13 protein-coding genes are annotated in these 13,318 nt (G+C 38.0%); 5 read left to right on the forward strand and 8 right to left on the reverse strand.

Annotated elements, in window-relative coordinates:
- Window positions 1–174: 174 nt before the first annotated feature.
- From ACIP9G_RS15895 to ACIP9G_RS15910, 4 genes are all read right to left on the reverse strand, one after another.
- On the reverse strand, window positions 175–939 hold the full coding sequence (locus ACIP9G_RS15895; RefSeq protein WP_401020616.1) for a TrmH family RNA methyltransferase: 765 nt from the start codon (window positions 937–939) through the stop codon (window positions 175–177).
- A 91-nt stretch (window positions 940–1,030) separates the two neighbouring features.
- Window positions 1,031–2,020, reverse strand: a complete 990-nt coding sequence (locus tag ACIP9G_RS15900; RefSeq protein WP_401020617.1) for a sensor domain-containing diguanylate cyclase — start codon at window positions 2,018–2,020, stop codon at window positions 1,031–1,033.
- 28 nt (window positions 2,021–2,048) lie between these two features.
- Complete coding sequence (locus tag ACIP9G_RS15905) at window positions 2,049–2,843, reverse strand: alpha/beta fold hydrolase (protein ID WP_401020619.1); 795 nt, start codon at window positions 2,841–2,843, stop codon at window positions 2,049–2,051.
- Window positions 2,844–3,006: 163 nt separating this feature from the next.
- Window positions 3,007–4,356, reverse strand: a complete 1,350-nt coding sequence (locus tag ACIP9G_RS15910; RefSeq protein ID WP_401020622.1) for an FAD-binding oxidoreductase — start codon at window positions 4,354–4,356, stop codon at window positions 3,007–3,009.
- Window positions 4,357–4,532: 176 nt separating this feature from the next.
- Here ACIP9G_RS15910 and ACIP9G_RS15915 point away from each other — a divergent pair, with 176 nt between their 5' ends.
- The 3 genes from ACIP9G_RS15915 to ACIP9G_RS15925 all read left to right on the forward strand — a co-directional run bounded on the left by ACIP9G_RS15915 (window position 4,533) and on the right by ACIP9G_RS15925 (window position 6,471).
- Complete coding sequence (locus ACIP9G_RS15915) at window positions 4,533–5,939, forward strand: LysM peptidoglycan-binding domain-containing protein (protein WP_401020624.1); 1,407 nt, start codon at window positions 4,533–4,535, stop codon at window positions 5,937–5,939.
- A 168-nt stretch (window positions 5,940–6,107) separates the two neighbouring features.
- Window positions 6,108–6,266: a YfhD family protein gene (locus tag ACIP9G_RS15920; protein WP_172772364.1), complete on the forward strand. Its 159-nt coding sequence runs from the start codon at window positions 6,108–6,110 to the stop codon at window positions 6,264–6,266.
- 13 nt (window positions 6,267–6,279) lie between these two features.
- Entirely contained in the window at window positions 6,280–6,471 is a 192-nt protein-coding gene (locus ACIP9G_RS15925) for a small, acid-soluble spore protein, H family (RefSeq protein WP_340823141.1), read from the forward strand.
- Window positions 6,472–6,593: 122 nt separating this feature from the next.
- Here the strand turns inward: ACIP9G_RS15925 and ACIP9G_RS15930 are convergent, their stop codons facing one another.
- Together ACIP9G_RS15930 and ACIP9G_RS15935 are read right to left on the reverse strand one after the other, a co-directional pair.
- A complete protein-coding gene (locus tag ACIP9G_RS15930; protein WP_401020627.1) occupies window positions 6,594–8,750 on the reverse strand; it encodes a putative bifunctional diguanylate cyclase/phosphodiesterase in 2,157 nt (718 codons plus the stop codon).
- A gap of 212 nt (window positions 8,751–8,962) precedes the next feature.
- Window positions 8,963–9,487, reverse strand: coding sequence for a sigma-70 family RNA polymerase sigma factor (locus ACIP9G_RS15935; protein WP_401020630.1), 525 nt, complete (start codon window positions 9,485–9,487; stop codon window positions 8,963–8,965).
- A 236-nt stretch (window positions 9,488–9,723) separates the two neighbouring features.
- Here ACIP9G_RS15935 and sspI point away from each other — a divergent pair, with 236 nt between their 5' ends.
- A complete protein-coding gene (gene sspI, locus ACIP9G_RS15940; protein WP_340823136.1) occupies window positions 9,724–9,933 on the forward strand; it encodes a small acid-soluble spore protein SspI in 210 nt (69 codons plus the stop codon).
- A gap of 77 nt (window positions 9,934–10,010) precedes the next feature.
- Window positions 10,011–11,390, forward strand: coding sequence for an FAD-binding oxidoreductase (locus ACIP9G_RS15945; RefSeq protein ID WP_401020633.1), 1,380 nt, complete (start codon window positions 10,011–10,013; stop codon window positions 11,388–11,390).
- 103 nt (window positions 11,391–11,493) lie between these two features.
- On the opposite strand, the gene ACIP9G_RS15950 is transcribed toward ACIP9G_RS15945, so the two are convergent.
- Window positions 11,494–12,309 carry an ABC transporter ATP-binding protein gene (locus tag ACIP9G_RS15950; RefSeq protein ID WP_340823132.1) on the reverse strand — a complete coding sequence of 272 codons (816 nt, stop codon included), beginning with the start codon at window positions 12,307–12,309 and terminating at the stop codon, window positions 11,494–11,496.
- Window positions 12,306–13,307: a FecCD family ABC transporter permease gene (locus ACIP9G_RS15955; protein ID WP_340823130.1), complete on the reverse strand. Its 1,002-nt coding sequence runs from the start codon at window positions 13,305–13,307 to the stop codon at window positions 12,306–12,308. The genes ACIP9G_RS15950 and ACIP9G_RS15955 overlap by 4 nt, the downstream gene beginning before the upstream one ends.
- Between the last annotated feature and the right edge of the window lie 11 nt (window positions 13,308–13,318).

Consider the following 13,318-nt stretch of genomic DNA (forward strand, 5'->3'; position numbering starts at 1 on the left):
ATGTGATTATACATTATTACGCCGCTTCAAAGCAAGGGGCATCTGTTCCTTGTTGCAATATGATTTGATTTATCGGCGCTTGCTGCTGTGTTATGATCAATTGCCGTAGTTTTATCGGCGATTGCCAGCGTTTTATCGGCGATATCGACTTGTCTAATATGTGTAAGACAATACTTATTTTACAAATCCATATAAAACAATACCTGTTGCAACTGCGACATTTAATGATTCTGCTTGTCCAAAAATAGGAATAATGATATTTTGATCCGTCATTGCTAATAACTGCGGATTAATGCCACTGCCTTCATTCCCCATCATAATAGCAAAAGCACCCGTATGCTGAATATCATTATAAACGACAGCATCCTCATCAAGTGCTGTTCCAAATACAGGCACACCATTTTCCTGAAGCATATCAATCCAATCTTCTATTTCTCCACGAATCACTGGAATATGAAAATGTGATCCTTGCGCAGAACGCAATGTTTTCGGGTTATAAAGATCTGCACAGCCATTGCCAAGTATAACCGCATCTAAACCAGCTGCATCCGCTGTTCGAATCATTGTTCCAATGTTTCCTGGATCTTGTACAGCATCGATTAGAAGAACCTTGCGCCAAGAAACCATCACATCTTGCTCTACCGTCATCTGCTTACAAACTGCAAAGACTCCTTGTGATGTCTCAGTCTCTGCAAATTCCTTTGCTACAGCTGCTGTCACTTCTACCATTGCGACATCATCAATTGGCCATAGCATTGGTAAATCAACGCCCTCACGCACAATTAGCTGTAGCACTTGACCACTATTTTTCAACGCTTCTTCTACTAAATGGAAGCCTTCAACTAAAAACTCACCTGAACGCTCACGCTCTTTTCGCGTAGTCGCTAATTTTTTCCAATATTTCACTAACGCATTTTGCGTAGATTCTATTCTCTTCATCGTCTTTCGTACCGCCTTTTTCCTATTTACTGTTCATTATTATACAGTAGAAAACAACAAATTACATAGTCCAGCAAAATGTAGGCAATTGTCAGAATTGTTTGGGTGTCTGGCACTCAAAAGTGCTTACTCTATTTCTTCCATTCTCCTTCGAAACATACAAAGCTTTATCAGCCTTTTTCAAAATCGTCAAATCGGTATCCTCTTCAGTTACTGTTGCAATACCGATACTGATTGTGATGCTACCAGTTTGCCACTGTGCCTGTTCAACAGCTTGACGTAATTGCTCGGCAATAGTCCACGAAGCAGTCACATCTGTTTCAGGTAAAATGATGACAAATTCCTCCCCGCCAAAACGAGCAACTACATCACCTTGACGAGCTTGGGCATTTAAAATTTGTGCCAATTGGGCAAGGACTTCATCACCTACTTGATGTCCGAATGTGTCATTTACCTTTTTAAAATGATCGATATCTAAAATTAAAAGAGAGAATGGTTTTGCTGATTCGTGAAATATAGCTAGCTGCTCCTCAAGCTGCTCTTGAAAAAATCTTCTGTTTTTCAATCCTGTTAGCTTATCAGTAACGGATAGTTCTACTAATGTAGCGTTGATGTTTAATAGCTCATCTTGTTTTTTCCCAATTTCCAAATGCAGTTGCTCTAATTTAGCTAAAGCCTGATCCTTTTCTAAATAAGCAGCCTCTAGTTGCTTTTTCGCTGAGCGTAATTCTAACTCATAATCAATGCGCTTTTTCATCGGTACTAAAATACAATCAATCCATTCAGTCTCTCCCACCAAATACTTCCTGCCATTCAATAGAAAAGGAACAGCTGTACCATTGCAATGTTTTAAACTGATAAACAGTTCTTCTACACGATCGTTAAGATTTATAGTTGGGTAAAAATAAGAATGAAAAATCATCTTATTCGGCTTGGACATTAGCAATTCAATATGCTGGTGTAATAAATCCACCCGTTCATAACCCATCCACTCCAGAAAGGTTTGATTCACCTCTATCATCATTCCATCATGCGTAATGGCAATAAATCCACAAGGTGCATAGTTCAATCGTTTATCCATGAATTATTCATAATCCTTTCATATTCCATTACAGAAATTGTGTAATTAACTGAATCGTTTCCTCTGGGTGACTAATATGAGGATAATGACCTTTTGCAGTCATCAATCGAAACGTGCTTGCTTTTAAATGGTTGTGCAAATATTCACCAACCTCAATTGGAACTATACTATCATCCGAACATTGCATAATTAAAATAGGAACACTAGCCTTTATTAAGTCGCCTCGATGATCTGATAAGAACGTTACTTCGGCAAACTCCCTTGCAATAACTGGGTTAGCAGATTTAAAAGTCTGTTCAAGCTCTATTGTTAGTTTTGGAGAATCAGGATTATTCATGGCAATCGGCGCTAGAAAGCTAGCCCAGCCTGAAAAATTCATTTCCATCATTTCTAATATTTCTGTAATATCACTCAGCTCAAATCCACCAACATAGCCATTTCCATCATTTAAATACCGTGGCGAAGGGCCAATCATAATTAGTTTTTCAAAATAATCAGGGCGTTCAATGGATGCAAGCAAACCAATCATTGAACTAATCGAATGACCAATAAAAATGACTTGTTGCAGTCCAAGAGTCTCAATGATGTCTAAAACATCCTGCTTGTACCCTTGGAGAGACTGATATTTTTCGGATTGATAAGCGTTTAAATCTGAATTACCTGAACCAACATAATCAAACAAAATAATTTGATAATGCTCCTCAAAAGCTGGCGTAATATAGCGCCACATATTTTGGTCGCAACCAAATCCATGCGCAAAAAGTATCGGCTGCTTCCCTTTTCCAATTATCTTCACATTATTGCGTTCCATAACATCCATCATCGCATTTACCCCTTCTAGAAATATATGTAATATCTCCATTTTGACTGTGCTTTCAATAATTATCAAGGAAATAATAATAGTGAAGTTAACAAAAAAGTAGAATGCTAATTTTCTATGCACTCTACTTTCCATCTAACGATATTCTAAAAAACTTGTTCTAGCATTACATCCACTTTTTAATCGTTGGAATACTTTGAGGGAATGTAAAAACATTGTAAGGATCATATTTGGTTTTCACTTCTCTTAGTCGTCTAAAATTACGTCCATAATAAGCGGTAGGCCAATTTTGAATAGATTGATCTGGAAAATTCACATAATCCCCCATTGTAAAAGGAGATAAAGTCCTTCTTATATCCTCAACCCACTGCACATTTTCCTTTTCATCTTCATGATTTTCCCATGAAGTGATATATTCTTGGGCAATTAGCGCATTTCTATAATAATAGGCGGTTCTGCTTGATGCAACCTGACCTACAGCACCTCTTAGCGACTGTTGCCAGATGCTAGCATTTCTATTAGGGGCATCTGCTAAAAATTGTTTCATTTTTGAAATTGCCACATGCGGAAAAGGCTTTTCAATAAAGGAACCTGATCTTTTGCGGAATGCTGGTTGATTGCCACTTGCAACATCAAAAAATCGTACTGCTTTAATGTACGGTACTTCTTTTATCCACACTTCCGTAGGTGAACCACTTTTTCTTAAAGGCCGCAAAAGCTTTTTTAATTCAGAAGCCGCACCAACAAATAAACCTTGCACCACAATTTCGCCTACTTCCTGTGATTTTAGCTCTATTTGTGAAGTTATGCGTTCATCCGTAAATGGCGCCCATTTTTGCCAAGCATCAAAAGCAATCTCAAAATCATCCCACTCCCACACGATAGCGAAAACTGTAACGTCTGAAATTGGTTGAAGCTTGAACGTAAGGGCAGTAACAACACCGAAATTGCCCCCACCGCCGCCACAACTAGCCCAAAATAAATCACTATTCACCTGTCGGCTTGCTTGGATTAGCTCGGCTCCTAGATGTTCACTCGCTCTGACCATTTCAATTTCCAGCAAGTGATCGCAAGTAAGCCCGAAAGGACGGGATAGCATGCCAATGCCACCACCTAGTGTTAAGCCAACAATCCCTACACTACTTTCGGTTCCAGCTGGGATTGTCATACCATGCTCCCATAATGTACGGTATACCTTTCCCAGATTAGCACCAGCCTCAATTCGAGCAGTTCCATCTTCCAAATTAACTGTGATGTTGTTCATTTCACTCACATCTATAATTAGACCGTTATTGACTAAGGAATAATTTTCATAATGATGTCGCCCGCTCCTTATTCGAAAATCTTCATTATTTTCCCTGACCCACCTTAAAGCATTGATTACATCTTTTGTTCTTTGACAGAAGACAATTTTACTCGGGAATTTCGGCAGACTTAAATTATTATTTGTTCTCGCTTCGTCATAATCTGGATCACCTGGACTAACAATTCTTCCTGTGAGCTTTACTTTCTTCAACGTCCAGCTCCTTTCTCAAATGATACAATTCGCACGTACTATACTATGTATAACGAATAAGAAAAAAATATGAGTATTGAATGATGAAACAATTAAAAATTACACTACATTTCATCATTAGGTAGATATTTGGTTACATATGATGCATTAACAAAACCTATTTAGGAGGAGTCCGAATGTTAATACATGTGGTAAGCGCTGGTGAAACACTTTGGCAAATTGCGAACCGCTATGCTGCACCAATGAGTGCTATTATTCAATTGAATGCTTTACCTGACCCAAATCAATTAGTGATTGGACAATCGCTCGTTATACCTTCTTCTTTTACAACGCATACCGTTAAAAAAGGCGAAACATTGTCGTCCATTGCCCAACAATATAACGTGTCATTGCAATCCATTATCCAAGTAAATCATCTTACAAATCCCGATGTTTTAACACCTGGAACAAAACTAATCATTCCTCCAATCATTCATATTGTGGAAGCTGGCGAGACATTATCACAAATTGCTAGGAGCTATAGTACAACCGTTCAAGCCATTATAGAGGAAAACGATATTACAAACCCCAATATGATTTATGTCGGTTCACACTTAGTTATTCCAAGAACGAAACCTATCGTTGAAGTAAATGCCTATACGTACCAAACACCCGATGAAGCTGTTCAGTCCCTAAATGCAGTGGGTTATCTTCTTACTTATTTTAGTCCGTTTGCTTATTTGATGAACGCAGACGGAACATTAGAACCTTTGAACGACAAAGCAATGCTAGATGCTGCTAATTCTCAAAATATTATTCCGATGTTAACCGTTACGAACTTCACATCAACAGAAACTGGATCCAACTTAACCCATGTAATATTATCGAATGAGCAATTATCAGAAAAAGTTATCGATAATATTTTAAAAGTCATGGACGATAAAGGCTATAAAGTACTAAATGTAGACTTCGAAAATGTCCTACCCGCAGATCGAGAAAACTATAACCAATTCCTTCAATTAGCAGTTGATCGCCTTCACCCGAAAGGTTATTTAGTATCAACCGCACTTGCTCCAAAAACAGGTCCATCTCCAGCAGGGTCAACTTATGAAGCATATGATTATGAGGCACATGGAAGAATTGCGGATTTCGTTATACTGATGACTTATGAATGGGGCTATCGACTTGGACCTCCACAGGCAATCTCTCCAATTAATGAAATGAGGAAAGTTGTAGAATATGCTCTAACAGTAATGCCTGCTAATAAAATATTTTTAGGCTTCCAAATTTATGCACGTGATTGGCTCGTTCCACACGTGAAAGGTCAAGAAGCAGAAACATTTAGCCCGCAAGAAGCGGTGGCAAGAGCGCAACAATATGGAGCAACTATCCAATATGACAGAACGGCACAATCTCCTTATTTTCGCTATGTTGACAAGCAAGGAAAAAATCATGAAGTATGGTTTGAAGATGCAAGAAGCGCACAAGCTAAGTTCGACCTAACAAAGGAATATAATCTCCGTGGTATTAGCTATTGGGCTTTAGGTTTTCCTTTCCCACAAAACTGGGCACTGTTAGATAATAATTTTTCAATAAAGAAATAAATATTGCTCTTATCATTTACCTAAACTCGACCTTTCATAAGCAAACATATACACTCATTTTTTTTGCATTGCTACATGTTATTCTTATGTTTCCCTAGTTTTTCCCTTGATAAAAATATCAATTCGAAGCCATATTAAGAAATATTAAAGCGAAAGGAGCATCCAAACATGGGAAGAGATAATAAGCAAGGGCAAAGCAATAACAAAGGTTCATTACCGCAGACGCCAAAAAACCAAAAAATTGCACCAAACAAAGTAAAAGAAGAATTTTCTCAAGAATTTACGGAGCTTATTAATTCCGTAACGAAAAACAAGCAAAAAAAATAAGGAGGGTCTTCGATTGGATTATTTACGCGCACAAGAAATTGTTGCCTCTCCAAAGGAATATGAAGTGAGCTATAATGGCGTTTCTGTATGGATTGATAAGCTACATGAAGATGGCAAAACAGCAACCGTTCATTTACGACGCTCACTAGAAGAACGCTCTGAAGTTACGATTTCCGAGCTAAAAGAAGAATACCTCGTTCATTAAATAACACCCCAACCTAAAAAAATCCGCATTGTACTTTTGTCGGCCAGCATATTACATCCAAATTTGCTGTCCTAACTTAAGTCAAAGCGGATTTTGCCTTTTATTTCCTTACACTCACTGCATTAAATGTGATATTTTTCACCGCATTTAAACTGCTCTAAAATCTGATCAGCATGAACATGTAAATCTTTAAACGTCGCAGTCAGCTGCTCGGCAGTAATAGGTTTACTAAATAAATAACCTTGTATATAATCGCAATCGCCTGCTATAAGGAATGCCAGTTGAGCAACTTCTTCTATCCCCTCAGCCACAACCTTTAGACGTAAATGCTTAGCCATAGACAAAATCATAGAAACGAGCGCTTCATCATTAGCGTCATGCTGGATATTATGTACAAAAGCGCGGTCGATTTTTAAACAGTCAATTGGAAATTCTTTTAAATATGACAAGGACGAGTAACCTGTCCCAAAATCATCGACTGCTATTTGAATTCCTAGTCCTTTTAATTCATGTAATAATTGGGTCATTTGATCAATATTCATTGTCATACTTTCGGTTATTTCCAACTGAAGATAGCTTGGTTCAAGCTTACTTTGCTGTAAAATCTCCTTCACCATTTGCACTAAATCTTGCTGAAATAATTGCCCAAGCGATAAATTAACTGCAACCTTCATTTTAGGTAGACCTTGTGCCTCCCACGCCTTCGCTTGCAAGCATGCAGTTTCTAGTATCCATTTACCAAGAGGAATAATTAGACCGGACTCCTCGGCAATCTCTATAAACTTATCTGGTGGAATAAAGCCACGAACTGGATGACGCCAACGCACAAGCGCCTCCACCGATTCAATTTTCCCTGTTTTCAAATTAATTTGAGGCTGGTAATCCAAATAAAATTCCTGTTGTTCGAGTGCTCTATGTAATTCCTGCTCTAGTAATATACGATCTGTCACGCCAGTTGACATATGCTCTTTATAAAAAAGAAAACGTTGCGGTATTTGGCTTGCTTCACGCATTGCCAGCTGTGCATGCATCAATAATTCTTCAGCAGAACAATATTTTTCATTGAATGCAATGCCAATATTCACATTACCTTTTAATGAGAAAAGCTGTACTTGTAGTGGCTTATCCATTGCACTTTTTAAGTTCAGACAAAACTGTATTAGTTCTTCATGTGTTTGTACATGATTAACATAAATAACGAATTGGCTTTCCCGTAACTTTGTTGCAAAATAATGCGGAGGTAGCATTGCTTGAATCCTTTCCGCTACAAGTTTCATCATTTTATTGGAATTGCTAATACCTAATGAGTCGCTAATGGTTGCAAGACGGTCAATTTCAATAGAAATAACTGCCTTACATTTACCATCCTTATGCAACTCCTCCTTTAATGTTTTCAGCAGAAGACGCTCATTTGGCAGTTGGGTAATATCATCATGATAAGCTTGAAAAGTTAGCTCCTGTTGCGATTGTTCCAGGTCTTGCTTAATTTTCAATAGCTGTAGATAAGGTTTTTCCACAGAAGTATAGTAAATCGCCTTTAAGAAAACATAATAAGCTAAAAACTGGTAAAGTAGAGCAGTAAACATCCAAATCGCACTGTAGTCTTTGCTGAAAACAAACAAAAGATCGCTTAAAATTAAGTATACTGACCCACTAATGAGCCATAGCACCTGTTTCGGCGCACTTCTATAATGCTTGCTTAAAAAATAGATAGAAACACCTTGGATCATCCCAGTCAATAATTGGACTGTATGTGGTATTATCGGAGAACTATTTTCAAGCAATGGCTGTGCCTTATATAAAATAAGAAGCATAATGGTAACAGTAAAAAGGGCGATTCCATAAGCTACCCTACGGTGAGCCAATGTTAACTTTATTCTAGGCTTTATAATCATAAGTAGGATACCTATTACTAATGCAATCCGCATTAAAATCTGTATCCAGACGCCTAATAATACAGTGTCTAAATTTTGCGGGACTGATATGACAATATTAGAAATCTCTAGCAAAGCGATAAGGAAAAAAACACTGCCTATGTATAATGTATGATTAATTAATAAATGCGAAAATACTAGCCATGAATGAATGGCGATTGTCATCGTAAAAACAACAATTAATATTTTCATAATCAATCTTAAATAATCGACGATACTTCCTTCTATAAAAATAGTAATAAGCTGATTATTAAAAGCTAATAGAGGTATCAATAGAAGCAGCGGTATCGCACTATACCATAGCTCCCTTTTATCTATAATTAAATGATTACGCGCGTTTTCCAATACTAACCCTCCATATCAATATATACACAATCAAAATAGATAGGTATCTATACCTACATATTATTTTCGAAGGCCTTAAAATTGTATATTTCTTTGACTTCTTACAAATCATAGCATTTTAATTGGACTTTGTATGCAATTAGTAAAGTATGCTAATATTCAATTTATTTTGATATTAGCATACTTTTACTATCTTTTAGTAGTAATTTAGTTTATTGACAAAAGTGACTACGCAGTTTGTTCATTAGTCTAGTGCGTCTTTTTTTGACTGCGGCGACTGATAGCTGTAGTACTTTAGCTATTTCTTCATACCTATAACCTTCTAGGTAATAAAGTTGCAGTATCTTTCTTTCTTCCTCTTTTAACTGATTCATTATTTTTTCTACTAATGAGCACTCTTCTAGTCGATTTATTTGTTCCTCACGACAACGTATAATGTTCAAGGTGTCATCAGCCACTAATGATACATTGTCCTGAAATCGCCTTTCTTTCGTAAGTTCTTTCAAAATTTCCCCTTTCACTGTTGTATAAATATAGGCAGAATATTGCCCCTTCGAAGGATCAGCATTTTCGTAAGCTTTCCACACAGCAATAGCTGCAATATGACGATAATACTCAAAGTCTTTGTAAATATGGCACTTTACTAAAATGGAGGTAATCATCGGCTGTACCAATTCTAATATTTCCTCAAATGGCTGTTCTGGCGAAAGAATTTGTGTATGTTTTTCAAATGACACTGATACTTTCCTAACGACTTGTGCACAGTCCATTATTCCTAGGTGTTATTAGCTTAACTTGCGATAGAAAGCACGTCGAATGCCCCTTTTACAATAAATCTTTAAAGATTTGCATGAATTTCTGTCTAAATTTTAAGCAAAAATCGAGAGAATTTAAAAAATTCCTATGTTTTGCATTAATTTTTATACATATTTCTAATTTCAGTGGACAAATTATGACTAAGGAGGCGAAATAGATGAATTTTCAAATAAGAGATGCCATTACGGCAAATGTCCATGGTCAATCAGCAGCAGAATTTAAGGATATAGTCCAAGATGCCATTTCACGTGGTGAAGAGCATTTACTACCAGGGCTAGGCGTATTTTTCGAAAAATGGTGGCAACAATCGTCTACAGATGAACAAGATGCATTCGTACAAAAGCTAGAAAAAGTATTTGCACACTGATTTTTTATAAACAGTACATTCCATTTCCACTAATCGCATGATAAATTAGATTTATCAGAAAGTTTGGAGGGATTGGAATGACTGTTGCAGTAGAGCTAATAGTAAATCAACTTAGAGAGGTATTATCAGATGAGCAGGTGTCAACAAACGAGACGGTACGAGAGCTACATGGCAAAGATGAATCCCATCATGCAATGAACTTGCCAGATATAGTAGTGTTTCCACGTTCTACAGGAGACGTTAGTGCCATCATGAAAATCGCACATGCAAATCTTATACCAGTCGTACCATTTGGCGTTGGCTCAAGTTTAGAAGGAAATGCTATTCCGATTGCCAACGGTATTTCTATCGATTTTTCTGAAATGAATACAATTTTAGATATTCGCCCAGAAGATTTACTCGTTAAAGTGCAACCGGGTGTGACTCGTGCACAATTAAATAAAGAATTAAAAAAACACGGCCTTCAATTTACGGTAGATCCAGGAGCAGATGCGACACTTGGAGGAATGGCAGCAACGAATGCCAGTGGTACTACAGCTGTTCGTTATGGTGTTATGCGCGATCAAGTGCGTGATTTAGAAGTTGTACTTGCAGATGGTACTGTTATTCATACTGGAAGCTTAGCAGCTAAATCATCTTCGGGCTATCATTTGAATGGCTTATTTGTTGGTTCAGAAGGTACATTAGGTTGCTTTACAGAGCTGACATTGCAAGTATATGGTATTCCTGAATTTGTAACTGCGGGCCGTGCAATATTTGAAACAGTTGGCGAAGCTGTCAGTGCAGTTGCCGCATTGTTACAGGCTGGTATTTCCATTGGTCGTGTAGAGCTTGTCGATGAAGCTTCTATTACACAAGCTAATATTTATAATGAAACTTCTTATGATGAAAAACCGACACTGTTTTTAGAGTTCCACGGTAATGATGCAGGTATGCAAGCAGATATTGAATTTGCTACAGAAATTTTTGAGGACTTCGGCTGTACGTCTGTCGAGTTTGAGCAAGACAATGCAGCTCGCAATAAGCTATGGGAGGCACGACATTCATTGGCCTATGCATATATTCATGCGTACCCAGGGAAAAAGCTTATGTCAACCGATGTTTGTGTTCCGATTTCGAAATTGGCTGAAACGATATTGTATGCCCGTGAACAGCTAAACAACGTCGGCCTAGCGGGAGGGATTGTCGGACATGTCGGAGATGGAAATTTCCATGCATTGTTAATGTTAGACCCCACTGATGCACACGAACGGGCACTAGCTGACCGTTTTAATGAGCATATTGTGCAATATGCGCTGCTTCGCGGAGGAACTTGTACCGGTGAACATGGTGTAGGTATTGGCAAAATGAAATATCAATCGATGGAGCATGGTGCCTCGTTACTCGTAATGAAGAGCATTAAGGCAGCACTCGATCCGCATAACTTAATGAATCCAGGGAAAATTTTCAACTTATAGTTGCGAGGAATTTTTCACAATTGCAATTCATTCCATAACCAATGAAAACACGGTCTCCTCCACTATGGTAGGGACCGTGTTTTTCCTTAAAGGTGCCAGGCACTCATATTACATTCTGGCCTAGTGCGCGAGGAACCATCGTTTCGACAAAATAATCCTCTTCCTCGTAAATTATTTTTTTCAGCTCTATACCGAAAAATTCTTTCATCCGAGACTCAGTCATTACCTCTTGAACATTGCCATATATAACATCCTTTTCTTTCGCTGTCATCAACACATGATCTGCAAGGTAAAAGGCATGGTTTGGGTAGTGAGTATTAATGATGCAAGAAATACCTCGCTCCTTGGATAAGCGCTTTATCGTTTGCAATATAACAATTTGCTTTTGTATATCCAAATGTGATTCAGGTTCATCCAATATTAAAACTTCAGGATTTGACACGAGCGTACGGGCAATTAAAGCCAACTGTAGCTCTCCTCCACTAATTTCATTACACGATTTTTTAGCAAGATGCATTATCCCAATTGTATTTAGTGCTACATGAGCCGCTTCCATATCTTTTGCTGAAGGCTGAGCCAATGTACTAATATATGGCGCACGTCCCATGACAACAAGCTCCTCTACTGTAAAACCAAATACCATTTTATGCGCCTGTGGCACATAGCCTACTCGCTTCCACAATTCCTTACGATCCATTGTTGCAAGAGGCTTACCATCAATCATCGTCTTGCCTTTTTTCCAATCGAGAAGACCTGTAATACACTTTAACATCGTTGTTTTCCCTGCACCGTTTGGTCCAAGAATAGCCATTATTTCGCCTGATGCTAATGTAAAATTAATATCTTTCGCATATAGGTTAGGCATTTTTGTGCGACGTTTCTCATAATAGTAATTGCCATCGACCACTTCTATGTTCATCCCCAGCCACCTCCTGAACGACGTAATAAATAAGCAAAGAATGGTGCACCGATAATCGCTGTTAAAATGGACAATGGAATTTCTGTTGCTGTTAATGTGCGTGCTAAATCATCGATAATTAATAAATACACGCTACCGATTGCAACAGACACTGGGAGAACAAATTGATTGTTATTGCCGACAAGCATGCGTGCAACATGTGGAATAATTAAACCAACCCAGCCCACAATTCCCGCCACAGCTACAGATGCCGCTGTTATAAGTGTTGCACCAAAAATAACGAACCATTTTAAACGCGCGACTGGAACACCCATTGACTTTGCTTCATCCTCTGGCAATGTTAAAATATTTAATCGCCAACGCAGTAAATAGAGTAATAGAATACCTATTAAAATTAATGGGCCACCAATATATAAATCTTTATAGGTTGCAGTGCCTAGACTCCCCAATAGCCAATATGTAATTGCCGGTAGCTTCTCCTCTGGATCTGCCACAAATTTTATAAGGGAAATCAAGGCATTAAAAAGTGCCGACGTTACAACACCCGCCAATACAAACATAAAAATAGGTGCATTCTTTTTTGCACCTGCTACTAAAAATGTAAAGCCAATAGCGCCTAAACCAAAAAGAAGTGCCATTATTTGTGCCGAAAAATTTTGGCCAAATAATAAAATACCTAATGATGCACCAAAACCTGCACCTGCTGAAACACCTAAAATATCTGGCGAAACTAACGGGTTGCCAAACATACCCTGGAAGCCTGCACCCGCTATCGCTAACCCTCCGCCAATTAGAAGAGCGAGCAAAATACGTGGTAAACGAACATTCATCACAACTGTTTCTTCCATCTTTGTCCAAGTTTGTTCAATTGGGAACACTTGTGATGTTAAAATTTTTATAATATGGTCAAGACCTACTTCGAATCGACCAACACCGAGTGAAATGATTGCTACCATAATCGGTAGCAACCATAGCAATGCAATAATCCATTTCTTCATTTAACAATCAA

The organism is Lysinibacillus sp. NPDC093197, from assembly GCF_044754025.1.
GTDB lineage: Bacteria > Bacillota > Bacilli > Bacillales_A > Planococcaceae > Lysinibacillus.